Raw genomic sequence first — 24,484 nt, forward strand, 5'->3', positions numbered from 1 at the left:
ATACGGCGCCATCCCTTGTCAGACGTGCGCAAGCAGCTATTGATTTCATAGTTTCCTCAGGGGCCACCGGGCGCTGTGGCGGGCTCATGGTAGCCAGGCTCGCCCGGCCCCGGCGGCACAGCGCCAGAGCCGTAGATGAAGGCCTGCGGGTTCTCGCTGAGCGAGTTGGCGATGCGGTCGAGCCGGCGGATGGTGCGGCTGGCGTCCTCGGTCAGGTTCTGGATGCGCGGCAGGGTATTGGTGGTGACGGTGTTGGCGCTCTCGCCAAGCCGGTCGACCACGCCACCCGGGCCGGTGACGCGCTTGAGGCCCTTGTCGAGCTCGCCCACGGTGCCGTCAAGGTTGGCGGCGGTGACACGCACCTGCGAGGCCGCCTTGTCGATGGTAGCGAGCGTGCCGCTGGTCTGCTTGACCAGGCTGTCCAGTTTGACGCTCTGGATCGTCTTGTCAGTGTTGGCGGCCAGCTGGTTGATGCTCTTGGCGGCAGAGCCGATTTCGGTCAGCGCGGTGGTCAGCGCGGCCTGGTTGTCGGCGCCCAGCATCTGGTTAATTCGGTCGGTCGCCTTACCGACTTTTTCGACCAGCTCGCTCGCCATGTCCTGCAGCTGGCCAAGCGCGTTGGGCTTGAGCGGGATGCGCGGCGGCCCGTTGGGCCCGGCGGGCGGCGGCGCAGTGGAACTGCCATCGTCGTCAAGCTGCACGAACGACAGGCCGGTGACGCCCTGGAAGGCGAGCGTGGCGAAGGTCGACTGGGTGACGGGGGCGTTGCGGTCGACGGCAATCTCGACCAGCACGTTGCCGGGCTTGGCGGGGTCAAAGTCGATGTCGAGCACCTTGCCGACGGCCACGCCCTTGAAGCGCACGGCCGCCTGCGGCTGCAGGCCGGTGACGGCGTCGCTGGTGGTCATCTCGTAGCGCGTGGTGCTGACGGTATCGCGCATCAGCCAACTGACCATGCCGACCAGCAGCGCAGTGACGACCAGCACGAAAATGCCGGCCGCGAAAGCGTGGGCTTTGTTTTCCATGGCGGCTTATTGTCCTTTCTGTGGCGTGGGCGCGCCGGCAACAGGGAGAGCAGGCGCATCGTCGCCGCGCCGGGCCTTGAGCAGTTCCATCGCGCGCAGGCCGCGCTCCCCCAGAAAAAAGTGCTTGATGAAGGGGTGATCGAAGGCCAGCACCTCCTGCACCGGCGCGTTGACGATAACGTGCTGGTCGGCCAGCACCGCCACCCGCGAGGACAGCTCGAACAGCGTGTCGAGATCGTGCGTGACCATCACCACGGTCAGGCCCAGTTGCTGATGCAGCGAACGCAGCAGGGTGACGAAGGCGTCGGAGCTGTCCGGGTCCAAGCCGGCCGTGGGCTCGTCGAGCATGAGCAGGGGCGGGTCCATGATCAGCGCGCGCGCCAGCGCCACGCGCTTGATCATGCCGCCCGACAGGTCGGATGGCATCTTGGTGGCGTCCCCGGCTTTCAGGCCAACCATCTCCAGCTTGAGCATGGCCGCTTCGCGCACCAGCTCCTCGGGCAGCACACCGGTTTCGCGCAGCGGAAAGGCGATGTTGTCCAGCACGCTGAAGGCCGAGAACAGCGCGCCCTGCTGGAACAGCATGCCCACGCGCGCAGCCGCACCTTCGCGCGACAGTTCGCTGACCGGCCGGCCAAGCACCTCGATGGTGCCTTTGGCCGGGGTGTTCAAGCCCAGCATCTGGCGCAGCAGCACGGTCTTGCCGGTGCCGGAGCCGCCCACCAGCGTAAGCACCTCGCCGCGCAGCACGGTCAGGTTCAGGTCCTTGTGGACCACCACCTCGCCGGCGCCCACGACGGGAAAGACGCTCCACAGGCCGCGCACCTCGATCAGCGGCTGCCCCGGCGCCGGCAGGGCCGGCAGCGTGTCGTCTGCCAGGCCGGTGCGGGGTTCACGCATCAGGTTCATGGTCTAGATACCCACGCTCTTGAACATCACCGCGAACAGCGCGTCGATCAGGATCACCGCCGTGATCGAGGCGACCACGGATGAGGTCGTGCCCTGGCCAAGGCTTTCGGTGTTGGGCTTCACGCGCAGGCCATAGTGGCAGCCGATCAGCGCGATCGACAGGCCGAACACCACCGACTTGGCCATGGCCAGCGTCAGGTTGGCCACCGGCACGGCCTTGGGCATGGCTTCCATGAAATAGCTCGGCGTGATGCCGAGGGTGATGTCCGCCGCCAGCATGCCGCCGATCAGCGCGGCCAGCGTGGTCCAGGCCGAAATCAGCGGCATGACGATGGCCAGCGCCATGGCACGCGGCATGACCAGGCGGAACCCGGCGGGAATGCCCAGCACGCGCATGGCGTCCAGCTCTTCGGTGACGCGCATCACGCCAATCTGCGCCGTGATGGCCGAACCGGAGCGGCCGGCAATCAGGACCGCGGCCAGCAGCGGCCCGAGTTCGCGGATCAGCGCCAGCCCCAGGATGTTGACGATGAAAGTCTCGGCGCCGAACTGGCGCAGCACTTGGCTCATCAGGTAGGCCAGCACCACCCCGATCAGGAAACCCACCAGCGCCGTGATTGGCAGCGCCTGCGCGCCGATGTGGAACAGGTGGCCCGAGAAATCACGCCACGGCCCCTTGTGGGGACGCGCCAGCAGGCGCAGCAGGTCCAGCAGCAACTGCCCCATCAAGGCCACGAAATCGCGCACCTGGCCCATGGCCTGCACCACACCCAAGCCCAGCGCACCAACGCGGTCGCTGAGCGTGGTGCGTGGATGCGCTGGCGGCGGGTTTTCGCCGTATTGGGCTACCCGCTCGAGCACGGCGCGCTGGTCTTCGTCGACCTCCAGCCGTGTGGGCCAGCGGCGCCCCCAGTGGTCCCACAGCATCAACGCGCCCAGGTGATCGAGCAACTGGACAGGCCGGAGATCCCAGGCCGCGACGTCCTTCAACCCGGTCAGCGCACCTTCAGCCCGGCGCAGTTGCGCAGGCGTGGTCAACTGCAGCGCGTTCCACTGGCCGCGCAGCACGGCAATCCGCCCCTCGGGCGTCTGGTCGGTGGCGATGGTCGGCGATGTGTCGGGCATGCGTTGCGCAGACGGCGATGGCTACGGGGCTGAAAGACTCGAAAGCAAGGGCAGGCGTTTGTTGGCGCAGGGTTCAAGGTGCCGGAGCCTCAGCATCTGGCCGGGCTCCAGCCCGATGTCCATCCGGGCGCAAACCGCGATGGTAGCGCCCGCCAGACGTGCTACTGTCCACCGCTTTGACGCGAGCGGCTGTAGGCGCGCGCCTGACGCACCGACGCGGCAAGCGCGCGCGGCGGGGCCTGGACCAAGCTGATGGCTGCATCAGGCAGGCCTCATTGGTTACGAATTTTTCCTCTTGTATGTGGAAAATGTCACGGCCGCCGTTAGGATCAACAGATTGTCACAAGGAGAAAGCATGGCACTGCAAGGACCGTTTTTTGGCAAGCGCGACGAACCCACTCCCGCGCGTGCACCTGGCAGCTCTTCACTGGGCGGCACCAGTTCACTCGGTTCGGCGGGATCGTCTTCCAGCGCACAGCCGTTCAACGCACCTGCGCCCGCAGCCGCCACCGCAGTACCAGCCGGTGCAGCGGAAAGCGGCGCCAAGCTGACCGTCGGTCCCAACATCAAGTTGAAGGGCGTCGAGATCACCGATTGCGACACGCTGGTTGTCGAGGGCACAGTGGAAGCCACCATGAATTCGCGCGTGATCCAGATCGCCGAACAAGGCGCCTTCAAGGGGTCGGCCGAGATCGACATCGCAGAAGTGCGCGGGGTATTTGACGGCAACCTGACAGTGCGCCAGAAGCTCGTGATCTTTTCCACCGGCAAGGTGACCGGCAAGATCCGCTATGGCAAGATCGTGATCGAAGAAGGGGGACAACTCTCCGGTGAAATCACGTTCGGCACTTCCGGCGACAACGCCTCATCCACCAAAACCAGCGGCGCCAAGGGCGAGCAGATGGCCGTCGCGGCCTGAGCGCGAGCCGGCTACAGAGAGCTTTTCATTTCGCGGCGCCCCGGCGTCGCGCCCCATGGCCGTTTCGACGGTCTTTTTCATGCCCATCGGGTATGCATTCGCGGCGCTGTGCCTGATGCTGCAAGTCGGGTGCATCAGCGATGCTTCGATCACGCGCGGCACTGTCCAGGGCGCCGATTTCCATCCTGGGGAGTTTCTGCAGAGCGAAGGCAACCGGGTGACCCAAGCGGGCATGCACGCCAACCAACTGAGCCTGGTACTGCTGGCCGACAAGCTTTACCGCCGCAACCCGACCGAATGGCGCAAGAGCGCACCGAGCCGTGAGGCCGCCCTGGCCCGGATCGAGGCGGCCATGCAATCGGGCGAAGCCTGGCCACCCCTGGCCGGGCGGCGCGATGTGGCGGCGCTGTCGCTGGCGCTGTCGCCCGAGTTCGCCGGCGACCGCGTCGCCGCCTTCATTTTGGGGTGCCAGGACACGATCGTGACCGCGCACGGCGGCAAGCGCGAGTTCTACTACCTCGACGGCGTGGACCCGCAGCACATCTACAACGCCGCCCGCAACATGGAAACCGCGCTGTGGGTGTTGAACACGCGGCGCGGCGCCAGTGGCCAGCCACTGCTGCTGTCCAACGAGATCGGCGGCGATCAGCGCAACCTGAGCTTCGAACGGGAGTTCGGCAAGATCATCGGCCGGCTCGACCTGCTGGCCAGCTACATGACCGAGCGCTACCGCCGCGCCGCCATCAGCTATGCGCAAGGCGTGATCGCGGCGCCCATTCTGGCCTTCCTGCCGGTGAAGTGACCGCGCCGGTCATTCGCTGGGCAGCCCAAGGCTGCTGCCCACGGGCTGGCCTGGCTGTCCAACCCGCTACCATCGGCCGCAAGGGCACCTGACGGTGACCACCTCTTCCCTCTTTTTTGATCCCGGAGAACATACCAATGAGCATCAGCACCGTAGGCATCGTCGGCGCCGGCACCATGGGCAATGGCATTGCCCAGGCTTGTGCCGTCTCGGACATCAACGTCGTGATGGTCGACATCAACCAGGCTGCCGTCGACAAGGGCCTGGCCACCATCGGCAAGAGCCTGGATCGCCTGCTGCAGAAGGAAAAAATCACCGAAGCCGACAAGGCCGCCGCGCTGCGCCGCATCAACGGCTCGACCAGCTACGACGACCTGAAGGGCGCCCAGCTGGTGATCGAAGCCGCGACCGAGAACCACGAACTGAAGAACAAGATCCTGAAGCAGCTGGACGAGCTGCTGCCGCCCGAGGTGATCATCGCCACCAACACCTCGTCCATCTCGATCACGCAGTTGGCTGCGGCGACCAAGCGCCCTGAGAAGTTCGTCGGCATGCATTTCTTCAACCCGGTGCCGATGATGGCGCTGGTCGAGATCATCCGCGGTCTGCAGACCAGCGACGCCACGCACGACGCCGTTCACGCACTGGCCAAGACGCTGGGCAAGTCGCCCATCACAGTCAAGAACGCGCCCGGCTTCGTCGTCAACCGCATCCTGGTGCCGATGATCAACGAAGCCTTCTTCGTGCTGGCCGAAGGCCTGGCCACGCCGGAAGACATCGACGCGGGCATGCGCCTGGGTTGCAACCACCCCATCGGCCCGCTGGCGCTGGCCGACATGATCGGCCTGGACGTCTGCCTGGCGGTGATGGAGGTGTATCTGGACGAGTTCGGCGACAGCAAGTACCGCCCCTGCCACCTGCTGCGCGAGTACGTGGCTGCCGGCCGCCTGGGCCGCAAGACCGGCCGCGGCGTATACGACTACGCCGGCAAATAAGCGTTCACGGGCCAGCGCCCCTGCCTGCGCAAGGGCTTGCGTGAGGGGCTAGCATGCGCAAGGGTTGCGGCAACGCCGTGCAGACGGCGGGTCGCGGCTCAGGGCGCTGTCGCCTGTTGCGGCGGCGTGATCGTCTCCTCATCAGGAATTCGCATGACCACATCGCTCGACAAAGTCCTCTATACCGCGCACGCCCACACCACCGGCGGCCGCGATGGCGCCTCGCGCAGCGACGATGGGCGCCTGGACATCCAGCTCACGCCTCCCGGTCAGGCCGGCAACGGCACCAACCCCGAGCAACTGTTTGCCTCCGGCTATTCCGCCTGCTTCATGGGCGCCATGAAAGCGGTGGCCGGCAGATTGCAGGTCGCGGTGCCAGCGGACGCCGCGATCGACGCCGAAGTCGACCTCGGCCCTACTTCACACGGCTACGGCGTCGCCGTGCGCATGAAGATCAGCCTGCCGGGCCTTGAGCGCGACAAGGCACAGGCGCTGATCGACGCCGCGCACCAAGTCTGCCCCTACTCCAACGCCACGCGCGGCAACATCCCGGTCACGTTGACGCTGGCCTGAGGCCGGCCAGGGCGTTCACAGTGCGGCGAGCGCCTGGGTCACATCGGACACGCTGAGCACTTCGCTCAGCACGACGGGCGCCTTCCCAGGCGCCTGCAGCACATAGACCGGCACACCCGCGCGGCCGAGCTTCTGCAGCTCGGCGCTGATGGTCGGGTCGCGCCGCGTCCAGTCGGCGCGGAAGGTTTGCACCTGGGCGTCGTCCAGCGCCTGCAGTACTTCGGCATTGGCCAACGTGGTCTTCTTGTTGTATTGGCATGTCACGCACCAGGCGGCCGTGAAATCCACGAACACGGGCTTGCCCGATGCCAGCGTGGACTGCACCGCCTGCGCAGTCCAAGGCTGCCAGCGCGCGCCAGCGTCCTGTGCCGCCGACGCCATCTCCGTTGCGGCAGGCATGCGCGTCACGTTGGGCCCCACGTTCCAGAGCAGGAAAGCCCCAAACGCCAACGACAGCGTGCCCACCACCCAGCGCGCGCGGCCGCCCAGGCCAAGTGCCCAGAGCAGAAGCGCGAGCGCAACCAACAACGCGAGCAGCGCCCCCGCGCCGTCGATACCGCTTTGCTGTCCCAGCACCCACAGCAGCCAGACCACCGTGCCGAACATCGGGAAAGCCATGAACTTGCGCAACACGTCCATCCACGCGCCCGGACGCGGCAGCATGCGCGCGAAGGCCGGCACCCAACTGGCCAGCAGGTAGGGCAGCGCCATGCCAACGCCCAACGCGGCGAAGATGGCCAGCGCCTGCCACGCGGGTAGGCCCATCGCCAGCCCCAGCGATGCGCCCATGAACGGCGCCGTGCAAGGCGACGCCACCGCCACCGCGAGCACGCCCGACAGCAGGGAGTTGACCACCGGGTGGCGCGCCTCCATCGAAGCCACGCTGCTCGGCAAGAAGTGGCCAAACTCGAACACGCCCGCCAGGTTCAGCCCGATCACGGTGAACAACACCGCCAGTGCCGCGACCACACCCGGTGACTGCAGCTGAAAACCCCAGCCCAGCTGCTGGCCGGCCGCGCGTAGCGCCAGCACCAGCGCGCCCAGCGCCAGAAAGGACAGCACCACGCCCGCGCTGTAGGCCACGCCGCTGATGCGGTGGGCGCGCCGGTCGTCGGCGTGCTGCGTGAAGCCCAGCACCTTGATCGCCAGCACCGGGAACACGCAGGGCATCAGGTTCAGCACCAGGCCGCCCAGCAGGGCGCCGAGCAGCGCCAGCGCGAACGTGCTGGCGGGCACCGCCGTGACCGCCGTGACCGGCGTGGCCGGCGCCTTGGCCGCGCCCCCACCCGCGGCGGCGCTTTCGGCGTTGGCGCGTAGCGCCGCCTCCAGCGCAGGCGAAACGACCGCGGCCTGCGCCAGCGCTGGCCAGGCGCCTTCGACCGGCGCTTCTGCCCGCCAGCCCTGCTCCCCCGCCACCAGCACCAGGGGCATCGTTTGGGGCGACTCGGCCCGCTCGGGCGAGACCGGAAAGTCGGCCGTCCAGACCTCGCCGTCCCAGCGCTGGCTCCAGGTGCGCGGGCCCGTCGGCTCGCCCTGTGCCGCCAGCTTGGCAGCGGTCAGCAGCACGTTGGGCGTTTCAGGGAACAACTCCAGCGTCTGGTTCCTGACGCTGGCCGGCAGGCCGCTGATGCGCACCGCGATGCGCTGGCCGCCATCCTTGAGGCTGACCTGCTGGCTGCCGGCCAGCGCCTGGGGCTGATGCTTCAGCGCCGCATCGAACGCCGCGCCGTGCAAGCCGGTCGAGCTGCGCAGCGGCAGCTTGAGGGCAAATTCGCCGTCCTGCGGAATGCATTCCTGCCGGCAGACCAGCCAGGTGGCCTTCAGGCGGATGTCCATCGCCTCGTCCAGCACGCCGGGCTTGTATTCGGGGGTGATGATCAGCGGCACCGGCAGCAGCACCGTGTCGCCATAACCGTAGTTGGCCAGCTCGCCGATCGGGAATTTGCTGGGCAGCGGCCAGGCGATGTCGCCGGCCATCACGCCAGGCGGCAGCGTCCATTCCAGCTCGGTCGGCATGCCGGAGTCGCCGGCGTTCTTCCAGTAGGTGTGCCAGTCCGGCGCATGCGTGATCTGCAGGCCGACCCACACCGGCTGGCCGGCCGCGGCTTCCGGCGTCAACCCGAGGGGAACGCCCTGCGGCGCGTGCGCCAACAGCGTGGCCTGCACCTGGTCGGTGCGGACTTCGTTTTTGGGAAGAATATTGGCTCTGGCGCCCGTCAGAAAAGCGCAGGCAGCTATAAAAACAATAGCCACCAGAAAGAACGGGGACGCACGCAGACGGGACATGGGAGCAGCCGGAACACCAAACGACGTAGGAGCCCGACGCACCCCAATGGTTCCGCCAGGCCAGACGGTGTCGCGGGAATGGCACGCGACACCGGCAAATGTCGCACAAACGTGGTAATTTTTAAGGACATCCCGTGTCATGCCCTTGCGCGCCCGGTGCAATGCCGGTCCGTCAGGTTCACGAGCTCAGGAGCCCGGCTGCCATGCGTCTGTCCTTTTCGTCTGCCTCCAGCGACCCCGATGGATCCCTGCTGAGCCCTTGGGCGCTGCGTCTGCGCCAACGCTTCAACCTGCCGCTGCTGGTGCGCTGGAACGGCGGCAAAAGCCTGCGCCTGGGCGAGTTCGAGCAGCCCCGCGTCACCGTTGACGTGCGCGACGCCGCAGGCGCCGCGGCGCTGCTCTCGCCATCGCTCGACAACCTGGGCCAGGCTTATGTGGAAGGCCACATCGACGTTACCGGGACGGTGCAGGACGTCATGGACGTGGCCCACCGCTTGGCTGAAGCGGGCTCGCAGATGGACACCAGCGGGCGCTGGGTGCGCCGCATCGTGCACCAGTTGGCCGACGCGAGCAGCCACAGCAAGAAGGTGGACCGCGAGTCGATCCACTACCACTACGACGTCTCCAACGCCTTCTACGCCGAGTGGCTGGACCCGGCCATGGTCTATTCCTGCGCCTACTTCGAGCACGGTGACGAAACCCTGGCCGAGGCGCAGACCAGGAAGATCGACCACATCCTCACCAAGCTGCGCATCGAGCCCGGCCAGCGCCTGCTCGACGTCGGCTGCGGCTGGGGCGCGCTGGTGCTGCGTGCGGCCGAGCGCTTCGGCGCGCGCTGCGTGGGCATCACGCTGTCGCAGAACCAGGCCGACCTGGCCAACGAACGGGTGCGCGCCGCCGGCCTGCAAGACCGGATCGAGATTCGCCTGCAGGACTACCGCGACGTGAAGGAAACGTTCGACCGCATCAGCAGCGTCGGCATGTTCGAGCACGTGGGGCTGAAGAACCTGGCGGGCTACTTCCGCATCCTCCACGACCTGCTGGTGCCCGGCGGCTGGGCGCTCAACCACGGCATTACCTCCAGCGACCCGCAGAACGGCGAAACCCGCCATGGCGGCGGCCGCTTTATCGACCGCTACGTCTTCCCCAACGGTGAATTGCCCCACATCGGCACCGTGCTGACCACCATGCAGGAAGGCGGCCTGGAAGCCATCGACGCAGAAAACCTACGCCGCCACTACGCCCGCACCCTGCGCTGCTGGAGCGACGCCTTCGAAGCCAAGGCCGCGCACCTGAAGACCCTGGTCGACAACAAAACATGGCGCATCTGGCGCATGTACCTAGTCGGCAGCCAATGGGCGTTTGAAAACGACGACATTGCGCTGTTCCAGGTGTTGTGCCACCGCGCGGGACAAGATGCCACGGGGCTGCCTTGGTCGCGCCGATGGATGTACGTGGGCGAGCCCGGGCGCACCAACAATTGAGGGCATGCAACGCGCCCACGCCAATGATGCCCCCACAGGTATTGCCAAAACTCTGCGCCTGCCTATGATGCACCAGTCAGTTCGGGAGAGACCGACGCTTGCACGAGCGCCGGCGCCGAAGGAGCAACCGCCCCGGAAACTCTCAGGCCAAAGGACCGAACCGACCATCGCACTCTGAAGAGCGGATCGCTTCGTCAGCATCCCACCGCAGGAGCAAGCGTCTGTCCCGGCGACACGACGTGAATCTCTCAGGTTCCAAACAGAGGGGGCATGTGGCGCACCCGCGCCGGCATACCCATCCCTCGACGTTTTGGAGCTTCATCATGAAATCGATCGCTGTCATCGGCGGCGGCATCACGGGCGTGACCACCGCCTACGCCCTGGCCGTGCGCGGCTTTGCCGTCACCCTTTTCGAAAAGCACCGTTATGCGGCCATGGAAACCTCGTTCGCCAATGGCGGACAGCTGTCGGCCTCGAACGCGGAGGTGTGGACGCACCCGTCCACGCTGGTCAAGGGTCTGAAGTGGATGCTCAAGCCCGATGCTCCGCTGCTGGTCAACCCAAAACCCAGCTGGCACAAGCTGTCGTGGTTTGCGCAGTTCGTGGCGAACATCCCGCGCTACGAGCACAACACCACGCAGACCACACGCATGGCCATCGCCGCGCGTGAGCACCTGTTCCAGTGGGGCGAGGCCGAAGGCATTAATTTCGATCTGGTGCGGCGCGGCATCCTGCACATCTACCGCGACCGCGAGAGCTTCGAGCACGCAGGGCGTGTCTCCGGACTGCTGGCCGCTGGCGGTCTGGAGCGACGTGCGGTCACACCCGAAGAAATCCGCGCCCTGGAACCCACGCTGTCCGGCAGCTACTACGGCGGCTACTTCACCGAAAGCGACTCGACCGGGGACATCCACAAGTTCACCCTCGGCATGGCGGCGGCCATCGAACGGCACGGCGTGACCACCGTGTATGGCGCGAACGTGCGGGAGGTGGCGAGCAGCGGTGGTGAAGCCACGGTTGCTTTCGAGCGCGACGGTGAGCGCAGCGTGCACTTCTTCGATGCGGTTGTGGTCGCCGCCGGGGTGGCCAGCCGCAAGCTGGCGGCCCAATTGGGCGACCGCGTCAACATCTACCCCGTCAAGGGCTATTCGATCACGGTGAGCCTGACGGACGAGGCCAGCCAGAACGCAGCGCCCACCGTCAGTCTGCTCGATGATGCGACCAAGATCGTCACCAGCCGCCTGGGACCCGACCGCTTCCGCGTGGCGGGCACGGCCGAGTTCAATGGCGACAACAAGGACATCCGATCGGACCGCATCCGGCCGCTCGTCAACTGGGTGGAGCGCTGCTTCCCCGGCGTCAGCACGCGCCAGGTGGTGCCCTGGGCCGGTTTGCGACCGATGATGCCGGACATGATGCCGCGCGTGGGCCGAGGCAAGAAGCCCAATGTCTTCTACAACACCGGACACGGCCACCTGGGCTGGACGCTGTCGGCCGCCACGGCAGAGCAGATTGCCGAAGTGGTCTCGGCCGAGGCGGCTGGCAATGGCGCGCGGCCCGTCCGCGTTCCGCAACAGCTTGCGGTCTGAAGCTGCAAATCATTCGGCTGCTCGACGCCGCTCCTCTGACTCTATAGTTGTGGCTGTGCGCGCAGCCACCCCTTGTGCAGGCGGTGGTTCGACATGGCGGATGGGCTGGCCGGGTTTGACAGGGGAACGCCATGGGACTTCTGACCTTCAGCATCAACGTCACCTTGGATGGTTGTGTCGACCACCGCGAAGGCATTGCCGATGACGAGACGCACGACTACTTCACCCGGCTGATGGACGAGCACGGCGCGATGCTCTGGGGCCGCGTTACCTACGAACTGATGGAGAGCTACTGGCCGGCGGTCGCCCGCGGTGACGCAGAGGCACCGACGGCCCTGCGCGAGTGGGCGATCAAGCTGGACGCCAAACCGAAGCACGTGGTGTCTTCGACCAGAAAGGATTTCCCCTGGTCGCACAGCCACCTTGTCGCCGGCGATCTGTGCGCCGGCGTACAGGCGCTGAAAGACGCCACCCCGGAAGGCGTGCTCCTGGGCAGCGGCAAGCTCGCGGCCGAACTGGACAGACAAAATCTGATCGACGAGTACCGCTTGCTCGTCCACCCCAGAATCGCCGGCCATGGCCCAGCGCTGTATGAGGGCGGGCTGCCCTGCACGCGGCAGTTGACGCTGATTTCCGCGAGTCCGCTGCGCAACGGCGTGCTCGCCCTCCACTATCGGCGCGCGCGCTGAGATCAGTCATCTGGTGTTCCAGCGACTCGGCAAGGGCTTTGTCCCGTCTCTGCTCGTCGGCTGGATCGGCCATGCCGGTGGTCGGCGGACTCAAGGCAAGTACTGCTGTGCCGTCGACCATGAAAAAAAACGGCGCTTCAAACGAAGCGCCGTTTCGTCCGTCGAGCGCCCTTGGCGCTGCCCCAGTCAGTCCAACGTGATCTTCAGGTCCTTGATCAACCGGTGCCAGCGCGCGGTTTCGGACTTGATCAGGGCGGCGTAGGCCGCCGAGCTGCTGCCCACCGGCTCAATGCCGAATTCGATCAGCTTCTGCTTAATCGCCGGCTGCTGGATGACCGCCGACACCTGCTTTTGCAGCGCGGCTTTCACGTCGGCGGGCAGGTTGGCGGGGCCAACCAGGCCAACCTGGGCGGCGGCTTCCACGCCCTGGATGCCCAGCTCGGCAAACGTGGGCACGTCCGGCAACTGCGGCAGGCGCTTGTCGTTGGCGACGGCCAGCGGACGCACCTTGCCGGACTTGATGAAGCCCGCGCCGGCGGCCATATCGACCATCATCGCGGGAATCTGCCCACCCACCAGGTCGCCCAGCGCGGGCGCAGCACCCCGGTAGGGAATGTGCACCAGGTGCAGGCCCATGCGGTTTTTCAGCATTTCCATGGCCAGGTGGTGCGGGCTGCCTGCGCCAGCCGAGCCATAGCTGATCTTGCCGGGCTGCGCCTTGGCCTTGGCGAGAAAGTCCTTGGCGTCCTTGGCATCGACCTGCGGGCCGACCACCAGAATCATCGGAAAGCGCCCCATCAGCGTGATGGGCGTCAGGTCTTTTTCGGGGTTGTAGCTGAGCTTGCTGTACAGCGCCGAGTTGAAGACCATGGTGCCGTTGTCGGCCGACATGACGGTGTAGCCATCGGGCGCCGAACGCGCGACCTCGGCCGCCGCGATGGCGGTGTTGGCCCCTGGCTTGTTGTCGACCAGCACCGGCTGCCCCACCTGCGTGGACAGCGCCTGGCCGATGGTGCGCGCCAGAAAGTCGGAGCCGCCGCCCGCCGGGTAGGGTACCAGCCAGCGGATCGGTTTGGACGGGTACGACTGCGCCAACGCAGCACCGCTGGCCACCGTGAAGGACAGACCCAGAACGAGGGCAGACACAAATGGTTTCATGATCTTGATTCCGTTAAGGCGCGTAATCGTACTTCCCATTGCGCAATACTCTCTCCGGATTTCCACCCATGCACCCGTCGATTCCACATGCCCACTGCTGCCCCTGAACCTTCCGCCCGCCGCCGCCGCGTCCAGTCGGCCGAGACCGGCATGGCCATCCTGAAGGCGCTGGCCCGGCTGGGCGGCGCTGCCAGCCTGACGGCGCTGGCACAGGCGGTGGAAGAAAGCACGGCCAAGGTCCACCGCTACCTGGCCAGCATGGTCGAAGAAGGTCTGGTGGTGCAGGACGTGACCAGCCAGCGCTACGTGCTCGGGCCTGAAGCCATTCACATCGGCCTGGCCGCGCTGCGCCAGTGCGACCCCATCCGCGCGGGCGAACCGGCCCTGCTGCGCCTGCAAGCCGAGCTGGGCGTGACCTGCTTCATCGCCGTGATGGGCAACCGCGGCCCGACCATCCTGCGCATTGAAGAACCGCCACTGCCCGTGGTGGTGAACGTGCGCGCGGGCTCGGTGCTGCCCCTGCTGTGGTCGGCCACCGGGCAAGCGTTTCTGGGCTGGATGGAAGGCGAGGCGATCGATCAGCAGGCGCAGTCCGACTGGGATGCCGCCAGCGCGGCGCAGCGCATGCTGCTGACCGACCTCGACGCCACTACCGCGTCACCCATCGACGTCCTGCGCGCGCGCGTGCGGGCTCAGGGGTGCGCCACCGTGCGCGACCTGCTCACCGCCGGCATCAGCGCCGTGGCCGCGCCGATCCTGCAGCACGACGGGCACGTGGTGGCGGTGCTGACGGCGTTGGGGGCATCGGGTGGGTTTGACCCAGCGCCGGACGGGCGCATTGCGGTGCGCGTGGTGCGAGAGGCAGGGGAGATCAGTCGGGCGTTGGGGTGGGTTGGATAGAGGTCGGGTGGGCGGCCGCACGCCGCAGGCGCTGCGTTTGGTGATACATGGTTATTGAGATCAAATCGGCCTCTAACCCAAGCTGGATTTGCGCAAGCAGCTATTGACTTTGTAGTTGATTGTTCTCTGCGCACACGTTTTGCTTCAGTGACTGAACGACGTTGAGAGGCCGGGACATGCGCCCGGCGGCGCACCTTCTTTTCTTGACTCGCCAAGAAAAGAAGGCAAAAGAAGGCGACCCCACTGGCCGTGTCCCCGCAGCGATGCTGCGGGGCAACCTGCGATGCTCGATCGGGCGGTGGCGCTGCAGAACTCGCTTTGCTGCTGCGCAGCGCCGCTCAGACAGCTGCAGCGAGTCAGAGCACGCAGCGCGGGCATCCTTCGGTGCCCGCGCCCACCGCCCGCTCTGCGCTTCTCGGCACGTCCACAGGGGAGTGAAGACGAGTCGGGCCATCGCTGCGCTCGGCCCTGGATTCGCGGCCGAGCGCAGCGATGGCCCGACTCGGGTATTCCAGCCCCTTGAGGCTGCGCCTGCGGCGTGGTTCTGGCGGGGTGGCGCGTGCAGCGCAGCATGCACGCGCTTCGTGCACTGACTGGTCGCAGCTGTTTGAACGAAGCGCTATCAGCGCGAAGTGAGTTCTGCGGCCCACCCCGCCAGAGCCGCGACGCAGGTCTGCCCCGCTGCGCAGCAGCGGGGTCGCAGACGTGGGGTCGCCTTTCTTTTGGGGACTTTTCTTTGGCGAAGCAAAGAAAAGTGCCTCGGCCGCCGGGCCGAGACCCGGCCTCCCACCGTAGTTCAAGCTCCGAAAATCAACGAGCACGGAGCGAACGGATCACTACAAATTCAATAGCTGCTCGCGCAATCCTATCTAGCGCCAACGCCCCAAAACCCTCAAATCCACAACCTCACAACTCCAACACCAACTTCCCACTCTTCGCCCGCGAACAGCACACCATCATCCGATCCTGCGCATCCCGCTCGGTGCGTGTCAGCACCACGTCGCGGTGGTCCACGGTCCCGTCCAGCACGCGCACTTCGCAGGAACCGCACAGGCCTTCGCAGCAGTCGCTTTGCACGTCGATGTTGGCGGCTTTCAGCGCGGCCAGCACCGTCTGGTCGGCCGGGACTTGCAGGGTGATGCCGGAATCTTTCAGCTCGACTTCAAACGCGTGCTCCTTGCTGGGGTCCAGCGTGGGCGCGTCGGTCTGGAAGCGCTCGGTGCGCAGGCTGTCGTCGGGCCAGTGGACGGTGGCGGCGTCCAGCGCGTCCAGCATGCGGATCGGGCCGCAGGCGTAAATGCGGGTGCCGTCTTCGGGTGTGGCCAGCAGCGCGGCCAGGTCGGCGCGCTGGCCTTCGTCCTTGGCGTGGACGACCAGGTGCTCGCCGTGGCGCGCGGCCAGGGCTTGCAGCAGCGGCATGGTGCGGCGGCTGCGGCCGCTGTAGTGCAGCGTGTAGGGCAGGCCAAGCGCCTGCGCGCGCTGCGCCATGGCAGCGATGGGGGTGATGCCGATGCCGCCGGCGATAAAGACCAGACGGCGCGCGCCTTCGTCAAAACGGAAATGGTTGCGCGGGCCGCGCACGCGCAGGGTCTGGCCTTGCGCCAAATGCTGGTGCACCCAGGCCGAACCGCCGCGGCTGTCTTCGTCACGCAGCACGGCGATTTCAAACGCGTGGGTGTCGGCCGGGTCGCCGCACAGCGAGTACTGGCGCGACAGCCCGGTGTCGCCGCATTCGATGTCGATGTGCGCGCCGGGCTGCCAGCGCGGCAGGGGCTGGCCGTGCGGGCTGACCAGGCGCAGCTGCACCACGTCGTCGGTCAGGCGCGTGATGCGCTCGACCACCATGGGGCGCGACAGCGTGTGGCGCGAGGGTTCGCCGATGCGCACCGGCTGCTCGCGCGTCAGGACCTCGGGCTGGGTGCGCTCGGGGTTGCGCGCCGGGTCCCATTCGACCCACAGGTGCTCCGGCCCGCGGAAGGACGTGTTGGGCACGTAGCTGAAGGTCTGCTCGGCCAGCCGCATGTGCGGCAGGCGGCGCGTGAATTCCTCCAGAAAGATCTGCATCTCCATGCGCGCCAGGTTCTTGCCCATGCACTGGTGCGAGCCGTAGCCGAAGGTCAGGTGGTCGCTGGCGTTGTCGCGGCGGATGTCGAACAGGTCGGCGTCGGCAAAGTGGCGTTCGTCGTGGTTGGCCGACGAGGTGACGATCAGCAGCTTGCTGCCCGCCGGGATGGCGATGCCGCCGACCTGAGCGTCGGCCGTGACCAGACGCCGCCAAGCCGCGACCGAGCCGTTGTGGCGCAGGCACTCTTCCACCGCGTTGGGGATCAGGCTGGGGTCGTCGCAGATTTCCTGCCACACGGCCGGGTGCTGCAGCAGCAGCTTCATGGCGTTGGCGGTGGCGTTGGCCGTGGTCTCGTGCGCGGCAACGATGCCGGCCATCATCATCGAATGCAGGTACGAATCGGTCACCACCTCGGGGTGCTCGCGCTGCTTGCGGATGCCGTACTGCATCCAGCCCGCGGCCTCGGGGTTCAGGCGCATCTTGTCCAGGATTTGCCCGGCCAGCTGCCAGAAGTTGCCGACCGCGTGCGCCACGGCCACCTGCTCTTCCGGCTTGGGCCGGCCCCAAGTGTTAACGGTGTGCGCGATGCTGTATTCGCGCAGCTTGTCCATGTCTTCTTCCGGCACGCCCAGAAAGTGCAGCGCCACCGTCAGCGGCACTTCCCACAGCATCTGGTCGACCAGGTCGGCGCGGCCGTCGTTCACGAAGCGGTCCACGTACTCGCGCGCCAGCTGGCGCACCAGCGGCTCGTGCGCCTTCAGGTGTTCGGGCGTGAAAGGCTCCATCAGCACGCGGCGGCGCGGCATGTGGGCGGGCTCGTCTTCGTTGACCAGCGTGCGGTTCAGCGCGAAGCCGTATTGCTCGAGCACCGCGTTGGCCTCCGGCCCGGTGGGCGTGATCTTCTCCAGCGCGATGGCGGGGCTGAAGGTGATGTTGTCGCGGAAGATCGCCTTGATGTCGTCGTAGCGCGTCACCACCCAGTAGCCCAGCTTGGGGCTGTAGAACACCGGCTCCTGATCGCGCGCCCAGCGCACGTAGTCGGGCGGGTCTTGCTGGTAGCCGTCTTCGAACGGGTCAAACGCGGCCGCACCCGCCGTCACCGGGCAGCCGGTCGGCCCTTTGGCCGCGGTCAGCGCGGTGGGGTCAAACGGACAGCGGGCGCTGTCCGCGGAAGCGGTGTCGGCTTGGGGCGTGGTCATGGTGGGCGATAGCAGCAATTGCGTTATGCGTAATTTAACTACGCAAAGCGCAATTGCGCAAGATCAAGAACCCGTTTCTGCCCGCCGCAGCCCCTCGCCCCTCAGCGCGCCGCCCGCGCCTGCGCGTTGATCTGGTCATGCTGCGCCCGCACCTCGGCTGGCCACTGCGCCTTGATGTACGAGAGCACGGCGACGATGTCGGTGTCGCTCAGCACGCCTGCGTAGGCCGGCATGGCGGTTTGGTAGTCGGGCTGGCCGATGACGGCGGCCAAGCCGCGCTTCGTGATGTCGAACAGCTGCTCGTCCGGGTGGTGCCAGGTGTGGCCACTGGCGTCGTGCGGCGGCGCGGGCAGCAGGCCGGTAGGGCCGCGTTCGCGCCAGTCGGGCTGGCCTTCGCCGTGCGCACCGTGGCAGGCGGCGCATTGCTGGGCGTAGACGGCGGCGCCACGCGCGACCAGCTGCGGGTCGTCCGGCCGCAGCGCGTGGGGCGACGGCGCCGATGCGGGTTGCGCCGCGCCGCGGAAGAACCAGACCACACCGCCCGCCAAGCCGAGCAGCACGAGCGCCCGCGCCGCCCAGCGCGCCCAGGGGCTGGCGGCGTGACGGGTCGCCGGGCCAGCGGGTGCGGCGGGCGTTGGCCCGCTCATGCGGCGCCCACCCGCATGGGGAAGCGCCGCACACGCAGCGCCGTTATACGCTCTTCTTTCAATAGCTGTTTGCGCAGACGGTTGTAGCGCCACAGGCCGATTTGGCTTGAAATTGCTGTGTTCAACGGTGGCTCTGGAACACCCGGCTGCTGCCGTCGCGCAGCACCAGCACGGTGTCGTACGCATCGCGCCGTCCGCCGTAGACCGGACCGTCCATGCCGGGTGAGCCGACGGGCATGCCGGGCACGGCCACGCCCAGGGCTGGCGGCTTTTCCTTCAGCAGGCGCTTGACGTCAGCGGCCGGCACGTGGCCTTCGACCAGGTAGCCGCCGACCAGCGCGGTGTGGCAGGAGCCGTACTTTTCCGGCAGGCCCAGGCGCTTACGCACGGCGTTGTTGCCGACGTCGTGCGTGGTGACCTTGAAGCCGTTCTCCTGCATGTGGTCGATCCAGTCGCCGCAGCAGCCGCAACTCGGGTCCTTCCACACCTCGACGGCCATCGGGTCAATGGCGCCGGGTTGTTTCTGCGCCCACAACGGCGCGCCGATGCCGGCGGCAGCGCCCGCGGCCAGCCAGCGCATGGCGTGGCGGCGTTGGGGAAGTTGAGAGGGGGTGGTGATCATCGCGAAACTCCTTGCGTGTTCTGTAGGGCGGGGCGGTGCGTGCGGCGACGACACTCTGGCCCCCAATGGCTCGATCGGCCCATGGTAGAGGCCCGGCGGCGTGGCAAGTTCAGAACCAGAAGCTCAGCCCCGCCACCCAGCGCGTGTGGCTGGCGCGTTCGCCCCCGGCGCGCAGCAGCTCGGCGGTGCGGCCGAAGCCGCGCTGCCATTCCACGCCGACGTACGGCGCGATCTGCGGCGTGACCTCGTAGCGCAGGCGCAGCCCGGCGCTGACGCTGGTCAGGCCCTTGCCGATGCCGCGTTCCACGTCGTCCTTGGCGTACAGCTGCCATTCGGTGCGCGGCTGCAGCACCAGCTTTTGCGTCAGGTAGGCGTCGTAGGCCAGCTCCAGCCGCAGCGCCGCGCGGCCGCTGCTGCCCAGGTAGGCGGTGGCGCGCGTTTCGATGTTGTAGGGCGCCGTGCCTTCGACCCCGAACGACAGCCAGCTGCGGTTGGGGCCGTCGCCGCCGTCGACGCGCAAGCCGAGCTGCGTATTCCAGAACGGCGCGACGGCGTAGCCCCACAGCAACTCGGTGTGCGCTTCGTGCAGGCGCCCGCGGGCGACCTCTCCTTCGGCCTTCAGCACGGCCTGGTGCGCGCCGTGACCGACGCGCAGTTCGCCTTCGAAGGTGGTGAAGCTGCGGCCGTGGCGCGGCGAGGCGTGCTCCAACCGCTCGACGTGCAGGCTGGCGAAGCTGTGCTGGTCGTGTAGGTGCAGCGGCGGCACACCCGGCAGGCTGTAGGGGCCGCTGCCGCGTTGTGCGCCATCGGCGTACGCATCGGGGTCGCGCGCGTCGGCGGGCGGTCGGCCACCCTGCATGCGGCCGTGGTCCATCGGCGCAGGGGCAGCGGATGCCCCAGCGGGTGGCGCGGGGTGGGCCGAGTGGTCGGTCGCGGCGGACGTCGGCGCGGGTGCTGCGCCGTGGTCTGCAGGGGACGCATCCGCCTTGGGCGCGACAGCGGGCGTCGCGCCATGGTTCATTGGGCTGTGGTCCATGCCCTCGTGGTTCATGCCGCCGGGCTTGGCGCTTTGGGGGGCGCTGGCGGGCGCGGCCGGTGCCGACTTGGGCGACGGCGGGGCACCGTGGTTCATTTGCCCGTGGCTCATTGACCCAGGGTCCATGCCCGAATGATTCATCCCACCGGGCGCGGCGCCCTGGGCTGCGCCAGCGGGTCCGGCAGGCGCCGCCTGGGGCGCCGAGGGTGAGGACGGCGCGGGTGATGGACCGTGGCGCATCTGGCCATGGTCCATCTGGCTGTGGTTCATGCCTTGCGCCGTCACAGCGGCAGGCAGCGTGAGAGCCGTAATCGCTACAACAAACATAGCTACTTGCGCAGATGGTTGTATGGCCAGAAGGCGATTTTTCTTGAAACGCGCGTTCATGACACCAGCACCTCCCGGAACATGCCCATGTCCATGTGGAACATCAGATGGCAGTGCCAGACCCAGCGACCGAGCGCGTCGGCCGTGACCAGGAAGCTGATGCGCTGCGCGGGCTGCACGGGGATGGTGTGCAGGCGGGCCTGGAAGGCGCCGCTGGGCGTTTCCAGCTCGGACCACAGGCCGTGCAGGTGCATCGGGTGGGTCATCATGGTGTCGTTGTGCAGGATGACGCGCAGGCGCTCGCCGTGGCGGAAGTGCACGGGTTGGCTGTCGGCAAACGGCTGGCCGTCCATCGACCAGTCGTAACGCGCCATGTTGCCGGTCAGGTGCAATTCGACCTCGCGGCCAGGGCCGCGGGGGTCCAGCGGGCCGCCGATCGTATGCAGATCGGCCAGGGTCAGCACGCGCCGGCCGTTGCCGCGCAGGCCGACGCCGGGGTCGTCCAGATTGGTGCGCGGCATGTCGACGCGCATGTCGGTGGTGTACGACCACTCGGTGCGGGCGTGGCGCACCTGCTGGCTGGGGCGTGCGAGGGGGCCAGATGGCGCAGCGGCGGGCGACGCGTCTGGGTTGCCGTGGCCCATGGCGGCGTGGTTCATCCCGCCGTGGTTCATGCTGCCCTGACCCATCGCGCTGTGGTCCATGCTCCCGGCGGCGGCTGCCGCCGCGCCATGCCCCATCGCATCGTGGTCCATCGCGCCCATCATGTCGGCCATGGACAGGCGCTGCACCGGGTCCAGCGGCGGCACGGGCGCGGCCAGGCCTTCGCGCACGGCCAGCGTGCCGCGGGCGTAGCCGGTGCGGTCCATCGACTGGGCGTAGAGAGTGCAGGCGTCGGCTTGCGGGGTCACCAGCAAGTCGCAGGTCTGGCCGGGGCCGAAGCGGAATTCGTCGACGGTGACGGGCTCGACGTTCTGCCCATCCGTCTGCACCACGGTGAGTTGGTGGCCCGGGATGCGCACGTCGTAGAAGGTGTTGCCCGAGCCGTTGACGCAGCGCAGGCGCACGCGTTCGCCGGCGCGGAACAGGCCGGTCCAGTTCTGGCCCGGGCCTCGGCCGTTGACCAGGTAGCTGAGCACGCTGGACGACAAGTCCGCCAGATCGGTCGAGCTCATGCGCATCGCGTTCCACATCTGGCGGTCGGCCAGCGCGGCGGCGGTGCCGTTTTGGCGTGCGTCGTGCAGGAACTGGGCGACGGTGGGCTTGTGCTGGTTGTACTGGTGCGCCTCGGCCTTGAGCTTGGTCAGCACGCGCATCGGGTCGTCGCCGGTCCAGTCGGACAGCATCAGCACGTGCTCGCGGTCGGCGCGGATGGTTTCGCCGCCGCGCGGCTCGACGATAAGCGTGCCGTACAGGCCCGTCAGCTCCTGCATGCCCGAGTGCGAGTGGTACCAGTAGGTGCCGCTCTGGCGCAGGGTGAACTGGTAGGTGAAGGTTTCGCCCGGCGCGATGCCGGCAAAGCTGACGCCCGGCACGCCGTCCATCTGGAACGGCAGGAGGATCCCGTGCCAGTGGATCGACGTGGTTTCGCGCAGGCGGTTGGTCACGCGGATCGTCACCGTGTCGCCTTCGCGCATGCGCAGCGTGGGCGCGGGCAAGCTGCCGTTGACGGTGGTGGCGATGCCGGCGCGGCCGTCGAAGTCGACGCGTGTAGTGTCGATTACCAGGTCGAACTCGGTCCCGCGCAGCTCGGGCGGCGTGCCGGTGCGGGCGGCGGGCAACTGCTGCGCCCAGGCCGGCAGGCCTGCGCCCAAGGCGCCGGTCGCGCCCAGCGCCGCCAGCGACTGCAGAAAGCGCCGGCGCGGGGCGGCCGCCAAGCCATGAAAAGGGAAAGGGTCCATGCGGCGCAGTCTGCCGCGCGGGCCCCGACGGGCGGGTGACCCGAAGATTACTTTTCCGTCATCTGGCGGCGCGGCGGGCGGGCGCAGGGCACACTGCGGGGCATGAAGCTGCTGATCGTCGAGGACGAGCCCAAGACCGGCGACTACCTGCGCCAGGGCCTGCAGGAGGCCGGCTACACCGTGCTGCTGGCGCGCAACGGCCCGGACGGCCTGCACCTGGCGCTGACCGAGTCGCCCGATCTGATCGTGCTGGACGTGATGCTGCCCGGCCTGGACGGCTGGCAGGTGCTGAGCGCGCTGCGCCAGGCGGGGCGCGAGCTGCCGGTGCTCTTCCTCACCGCCAAGGACACGGTCGACGACCGCGTCAAGGGACTGGAGCTGGGCGCCGACGACTATCTGGTCAAACCCTTTGCGTTTGCCGAACTGCTGGCGCGCGTGCGCACCCTTCTGCGGCGCGGGCGCAGCGGCGCCGGGCCGGGCGCGGCCGAGCCGACGGTGCTGGACGCCGCCGACCTGTCGCTGGACCTGCTGCGCCGCCGCGCCACGCGCGCCGGCCAGCGCATCGACCTGACGGCCAAGGAATTCGCCCTGCTCGAATTGCTGCTGCGCCGGCGCGGCGAGGTGCTGCCGCGTTCGCTGATCGCGTCGCAGGTGTGGGACATGAATTTCGACAGCGACACCAACGTGGTTGAAGTTGCCGTGCGCCGCCTGCGCGCCAAGGTCGACGATGCGTTCGAGCCCAAGCTGATCCAGACCGTGCGCGGCATGGGCTACGTGCTGGACGAGGCGCCACGCCAGCCATGACGCGCCGCCGCTCTGCTCCGGCGCCGCGCGGCGCTTCGCTCACCACGCGGCTGACACTGCTGTTCGCGCTGGTGGCCAGCGTGGCGTTGGCGCTGCTGGGCGGCGTGACGCTGCTGGCGCTGAACCTGCACTTCGAGGCGCAGGACCGCGCCATCCTCCACGCCCACCTGCAGCAGGCGCGCAGCCTGCTGGCGCGGGTCGACAACACCGGCGCGCTGGCCACGCTGCCGTATGAATTGAACGCCGCCTTCGCCACCCAGAAGGACTTGGCCGTGCGCGTGCAAGGCGCCTACGGCCAGCCGCTGTTCGAGCAGCGCGCCGAGGCCCAGATGCCCGCCGGCCTGCTGGCCCGTCCGGCCACCGCACCGCCCGTGCCGCTGGTCACCTGGCACGAAGGCCATGACGTATGGCGCGGCAGCGCCATGGTGATGCCGCTGCCCATGCCCGGCGCCGCGCCACTCACGGTGGCGATGGCGCTGGACATTCACCACCACGAGGCCTTTGTCATCAGCTTTCGGCGCGCGCTGATCGGCTTCGTGCTGCTGGCTTCCGCGGCCTGCGCGCTGTTGGGCGGCTGGGTGGTGCGGCGCGGGCTGCGGCCGTTGGCGCGCATGCGCGCGCAGGCCGAACGCATCGGTGCCGGCCAGCTGGACGCGCGCATGCCGGTGGACGAAGCGCCGGTCGAACTGGCCGAGCTGGCCGCCACGCTGAACGCCATGCTGGCGCGGCTGGAAAGCGCGTTTGCGCGCCTGTCGACCTACTCGTCCGACATCGCACACGAGCTGCGCACACCGCTGTCCAACCTGATGACACAGACCCACGTCGCCCTGAGCCAGCCGCGCGACGGCGCCGCCTACCGCGAAGTGCTGGCCAGCAACGCCGAGGAGCTGGAGCGCCTGTCGCGCACCGTGGCCGACATGCTGTTTCTTGCGCAGGCCGAGCACGGCGAGCTGCTGCCCACGCGCCAGCCCGTGGCCTTGGGCGATGAAGTGCGCGCGCTGTTCGACTTCTATGAAGCCCTGGCCGACGACCGCCAGATCGCCTTGCGCCTGACCGGCGAAGGCACGGCGCTGGGCGACGCGCTGATGCTGCGCCGCGCCATCGGCAACCTGCTGTCCAACGCGCTGCGCTACACGCCCGCCGGTGGCGCCATCGACGTGCACATCGCACGGCGCGGGAAAGATGTTGTCTTGCAGGTGCGCAACGACGGCACGCCGATCGCGCCCGAGGAGCTGCCGCGCCTGTTTGAGCGCTTTTACCGCGCCGAAAAAGACCGCAGCCACGCCAGCGGGGAAGGCGACGGCGCGGGGCTCGGACTGGCGATTACCCAGGCCATCGTTCACAGCCACGGCGGTCAGATCGCCGCCCATGCGGACGGCGCGGGGAACGTGTTTGAGGTGGTGTTGCCGGCGGCGGGCACCTAGCGCGG

20 protein-coding genes and 1 riboswitch are annotated in these 24,484 nt (G+C 67.9%); of the genes, 10 read left to right on the forward strand and 10 right to left on the reverse strand.

What is annotated here, in order from left to right; genetic code table 11:
- Positions 1–56: 56 nt before the first annotated feature.
- Genes FVQ98_RS09035 through FVQ98_RS09045 form a run of 3 tightly spaced genes read right to left on the reverse strand, consistent with a single transcriptional unit; the run spans position 57 to position 3,059 of the window.
- Positions 57–1,025, reverse strand: coding sequence for an MlaD family protein (locus FVQ98_RS09035; RefSeq protein ID WP_147913111.1), 969 nt, complete (start codon positions 1,023–1,025; stop codon positions 57–59).
- Positions 1,026–1,031: 6 nt separating this feature from the next.
- Positions 1,032–1,925 (reverse strand): ABC transporter ATP-binding protein, encoded by an 894-nt coding sequence (locus FVQ98_RS09040; protein WP_187265682.1) that lies wholly within the window; start codon positions 1,923–1,925, stop codon positions 1,032–1,034.
- Positions 1,926–1,937: 12 nt separating this feature from the next.
- Entirely contained in the window at positions 1,938–3,059 is a 1,122-nt protein-coding gene (locus tag FVQ98_RS09045; protein WP_147913112.1) for an MlaE family ABC transporter permease, read from the reverse strand.
- Between the two features lie 355 nt (positions 3,060–3,414).
- Here FVQ98_RS09045 and FVQ98_RS09050 point away from each other — a divergent pair, with 355 nt between their 5' ends.
- From FVQ98_RS09050 to FVQ98_RS09065, 4 genes are all read left to right on the forward strand, one after another.
- Positions 3,415–3,978, forward strand: coding sequence for a bactofilin family protein (locus tag FVQ98_RS09050; RefSeq protein WP_147913239.1), 564 nt, complete (start codon positions 3,415–3,417; stop codon positions 3,976–3,978).
- Positions 3,979–4,033: 55 nt separating this feature from the next.
- Complete coding sequence (locus tag FVQ98_RS09055) at positions 4,034–4,780, forward strand: hypothetical protein (protein ID WP_255507710.1); 747 nt, start codon at positions 4,034–4,036, stop codon at positions 4,778–4,780.
- 137 nt (positions 4,781–4,917) lie between these two features.
- Positions 4,918–5,775, forward strand: coding sequence for a 3-hydroxybutyryl-CoA dehydrogenase (locus FVQ98_RS09060; protein ID WP_147913114.1), 858 nt, complete (start codon positions 4,918–4,920; stop codon positions 5,773–5,775).
- A 153-nt stretch (positions 5,776–5,928) separates the two neighbouring features.
- The gene (locus FVQ98_RS09065) at positions 5,929–6,348 is read left to right on the forward strand and encodes an organic hydroperoxide resistance protein (protein ID WP_147913115.1); all 420 of its coding nucleotides are present in this window, start codon (positions 5,929–5,931) and stop codon (positions 6,346–6,348) included.
- 15 nt (positions 6,349–6,363) lie between these two features.
- On the opposite strand, the gene FVQ98_RS09070 is transcribed toward FVQ98_RS09065, so the two are convergent.
- Entirely contained in the window at positions 6,364–8,634 is a 2,271-nt protein-coding gene (locus tag FVQ98_RS09070) for a protein-disulfide reductase DsbD family protein (protein WP_147913116.1), read from the reverse strand.
- Positions 8,635–8,837: 203 nt separating this feature from the next.
- On the opposite strand from FVQ98_RS09070, the gene FVQ98_RS09075 reads away from it, so the two are divergent.
- From FVQ98_RS09075 to FVQ98_RS09085, 3 genes are all read left to right on the forward strand, one after another.
- Entirely contained in the window at positions 8,838–10,118 is a 1,281-nt protein-coding gene (locus tag FVQ98_RS09075) for a class I SAM-dependent methyltransferase (RefSeq protein ID WP_147913117.1), read from the forward strand.
- Positions 10,119–10,190: 72 nt separating this feature from the next.
- A riboswitch (glycine riboswitch) is annotated at positions 10,191–10,286 on the forward strand.
- Between the two features lie 155 nt (positions 10,287–10,441).
- Positions 10,442–11,707, forward strand: coding sequence for a D-amino acid dehydrogenase (locus tag FVQ98_RS09080; RefSeq protein ID WP_147913118.1), 1,266 nt, complete (start codon positions 10,442–10,444; stop codon positions 11,705–11,707).
- A gap of 131 nt (positions 11,708–11,838) precedes the next feature.
- Positions 11,839–12,396 carry a dihydrofolate reductase family protein gene (locus FVQ98_RS09085; protein WP_147913119.1) on the forward strand — a complete coding sequence of 186 codons (558 nt, stop codon included), beginning with the start codon at positions 11,839–11,841 and terminating at the stop codon, positions 12,394–12,396.
- Positions 12,397–12,582: 186 nt separating this feature from the next.
- On the opposite strand, the gene FVQ98_RS09090 is transcribed toward FVQ98_RS09085, so the two are convergent.
- Positions 12,583–13,554: a Bug family tripartite tricarboxylate transporter substrate binding protein gene (locus tag FVQ98_RS09090; protein ID WP_147913120.1), complete on the reverse strand. Its 972-nt coding sequence runs from the start codon at positions 13,552–13,554 to the stop codon at positions 12,583–12,585.
- An 87-nt stretch (positions 13,555–13,641) separates the two neighbouring features.
- Here FVQ98_RS09090 and FVQ98_RS09095 point away from each other — a divergent pair, with 87 nt between their 5' ends.
- Positions 13,642–14,454 (forward strand): IclR family transcriptional regulator, encoded by an 813-nt coding sequence (locus tag FVQ98_RS09095; protein ID WP_147913121.1) that lies wholly within the window; start codon positions 13,642–13,644, stop codon positions 14,452–14,454.
- 906 nt (positions 14,455–15,360) lie between these two features.
- On the opposite strand, the gene FVQ98_RS09100 is transcribed toward FVQ98_RS09095, so the two are convergent.
- The 5 genes from FVQ98_RS09100 to FVQ98_RS09120 all read right to left on the reverse strand — a co-directional run bounded on the left by FVQ98_RS09100 (position 15,361) and on the right by FVQ98_RS09120 (position 22,251).
- Positions 15,361–17,718, reverse strand: coding sequence for a cytochrome P450/oxidoreductase (locus FVQ98_RS09100; protein ID WP_147913122.1), 2,358 nt, complete (start codon positions 17,716–17,718; stop codon positions 15,361–15,363).
- Positions 17,719–17,819: 101 nt separating this feature from the next.
- On the reverse strand, positions 17,820–18,365 hold the full coding sequence (locus FVQ98_RS09105) for a c-type cytochrome (protein WP_147913123.1): 546 nt from the start codon (positions 18,363–18,365) through the stop codon (positions 17,820–17,822).
- Positions 18,366–18,486: 121 nt separating this feature from the next.
- Positions 18,487–18,987: a DUF411 domain-containing protein gene (locus FVQ98_RS09110; RefSeq protein WP_370512937.1), complete on the reverse strand. Its 501-nt coding sequence runs from the start codon at positions 18,985–18,987 to the stop codon at positions 18,487–18,489.
- 109 nt (positions 18,988–19,096) lie between these two features.
- The gene (locus FVQ98_RS09115) at positions 19,097–20,119 is read right to left on the reverse strand and encodes a copper resistance protein B (protein ID WP_255507711.1); all 1,023 of its coding nucleotides are present in this window, start codon (positions 20,117–20,119) and stop codon (positions 19,097–19,099) included.
- Positions 20,120–20,406: 287 nt separating this feature from the next.
- The gene (locus tag FVQ98_RS09120) at positions 20,407–22,251 is read right to left on the reverse strand and encodes a copper resistance system multicopper oxidase (RefSeq protein WP_147913124.1); all 1,845 of its coding nucleotides are present in this window, start codon (positions 22,249–22,251) and stop codon (positions 20,407–20,409) included.
- A gap of 102 nt (positions 22,252–22,353) precedes the next feature.
- Between FVQ98_RS09120 and FVQ98_RS09125 the strand changes: the two genes are divergently transcribed.
- Together FVQ98_RS09125 and FVQ98_RS09130 are read left to right on the forward strand one after the other, a co-directional pair.
- Positions 22,354–23,055 (forward strand): heavy metal response regulator transcription factor, encoded by a 702-nt coding sequence (locus FVQ98_RS09125; protein WP_147913125.1) that lies wholly within the window; start codon positions 22,354–22,356, stop codon positions 23,053–23,055.
- Entirely contained in the window at positions 23,052–24,479 is a 1,428-nt protein-coding gene (locus FVQ98_RS09130; RefSeq protein ID WP_147913126.1) for a heavy metal sensor histidine kinase, read from the forward strand. Before FVQ98_RS09125 ends, FVQ98_RS09130 begins: the two co-directional genes overlap by 4 nt.
- The last annotated feature ends 5 nt before the right edge of the window (positions 24,480–24,484 follow it).

Origin of the sequence: Ottowia flava (assembly GCF_008017535.1) — a bacterium.
Taxonomy (GTDB): Bacteria; Pseudomonadota; Gammaproteobacteria; order Burkholderiales; family Burkholderiaceae_C; genus Ottowia; species Ottowia flava.

Excerpts from the sequence above, each read along its gene's own strand:
- FVQ98_RS09075 (WP_147913117.1), top strand. The coding sequence starts at position 8,838 with ATGCGTCTGTCCTTTTCGTCTGCCTCCAGCGACCCCGATGGATCCCTG.
- FVQ98_RS09070 (WP_147913116.1), bottom strand. The coding sequence starts at position 8,634 with ATGTCCCGTCTGCGTGCGTCCCCGTTCTTTCTGGTGGCTATTGTTTTT.
- FVQ98_RS09060 (WP_147913114.1), top strand. The coding sequence starts at position 4,918 with ATGAGCATCAGCACCGTAGGCATCGTCGGCGCCGGCACCATGGGCAAT.
- FVQ98_RS09110 (WP_370512937.1), bottom strand. The coding sequence starts at position 18,987 with ATGATCACCACCCCCTCTCAACTTCCCCAACGCCGCCACGCCATGCGC.
- FVQ98_RS09125 (WP_147913125.1), top strand. The coding sequence starts at position 22,354 with ATGAAGCTGCTGATCGTCGAGGACGAGCCCAAGACCGGCGACTACCTG.
- FVQ98_RS09050 (WP_147913239.1), top strand. The coding sequence starts at position 3,415 with ATGGCACTGCAAGGACCGTTTTTTGGCAAGCGCGACGAACCCACTCCC.
- FVQ98_RS09055 (WP_255507710.1), top strand. The coding sequence starts at position 4,034 with ATGGCCGTTTCGACGGTCTTTTTCATGCCCATCGGGTATGCATTCGCG.
- FVQ98_RS09105 (WP_147913123.1), bottom strand. The coding sequence starts at position 18,365 with ATGAGCGGGCCAACGCCCGCCGCACCCGCTGGCCCGGCGACCCGTCAC.
- FVQ98_RS09065 (WP_147913115.1), top strand. The coding sequence starts at position 5,929 with ATGACCACATCGCTCGACAAAGTCCTCTATACCGCGCACGCCCACACC.
- FVQ98_RS09095 (WP_147913121.1), top strand. The coding sequence starts at position 13,642 with ATGCCCACTGCTGCCCCTGAACCTTCCGCCCGCCGCCGCCGCGTCCAG.
- FVQ98_RS09080 (WP_147913118.1), top strand. The coding sequence starts at position 10,442 with ATGAAATCGATCGCTGTCATCGGCGGCGGCATCACGGGCGTGACCACC.
- FVQ98_RS09100 (WP_147913122.1), bottom strand. The coding sequence starts at position 17,718 with ATGACCACGCCCCAAGCCGACACCGCTTCCGCGGACAGCGCCCGCTGT.
- FVQ98_RS09040 (WP_187265682.1), bottom strand. The coding sequence starts at position 1,925 with ATGCGTGAACCCCGCACCGGCCTGGCAGACGACACGCTGCCGGCCCTG.
- FVQ98_RS09130 (WP_147913126.1), top strand. The coding sequence starts at position 23,052 with ATGACGCGCCGCCGCTCTGCTCCGGCGCCGCGCGGCGCTTCGCTCACC.
- FVQ98_RS09035 (WP_147913111.1), bottom strand. The coding sequence starts at position 1,025 with ATGGAAAACAAAGCCCACGCTTTCGCGGCCGGCATTTTCGTGCTGGTC.
- FVQ98_RS09045 (WP_147913112.1), bottom strand. The coding sequence starts at position 3,059 with ATGCCCGACACATCGCCGACCATCGCCACCGACCAGACGCCCGAGGGG.
- FVQ98_RS09090 (WP_147913120.1), bottom strand. The coding sequence starts at position 13,554 with ATGAAACCATTTGTGTCTGCCCTCGTTCTGGGTCTGTCCTTCACGGTG.
- FVQ98_RS09085 (WP_147913119.1), top strand. The coding sequence starts at position 11,839 with ATGGGACTTCTGACCTTCAGCATCAACGTCACCTTGGATGGTTGTGTC.
- FVQ98_RS09120 (WP_147913124.1), bottom strand. The coding sequence starts at position 22,251 with ATGGACCCTTTCCCTTTTCATGGCTTGGCGGCCGCCCCGCGCCGGCGC.
- FVQ98_RS09115 (WP_255507711.1), bottom strand. The coding sequence starts at position 20,119 with ATGAACCACGGTGCCCCGCCGTCGCCCAAGTCGGCACCGGCCGCGCCC.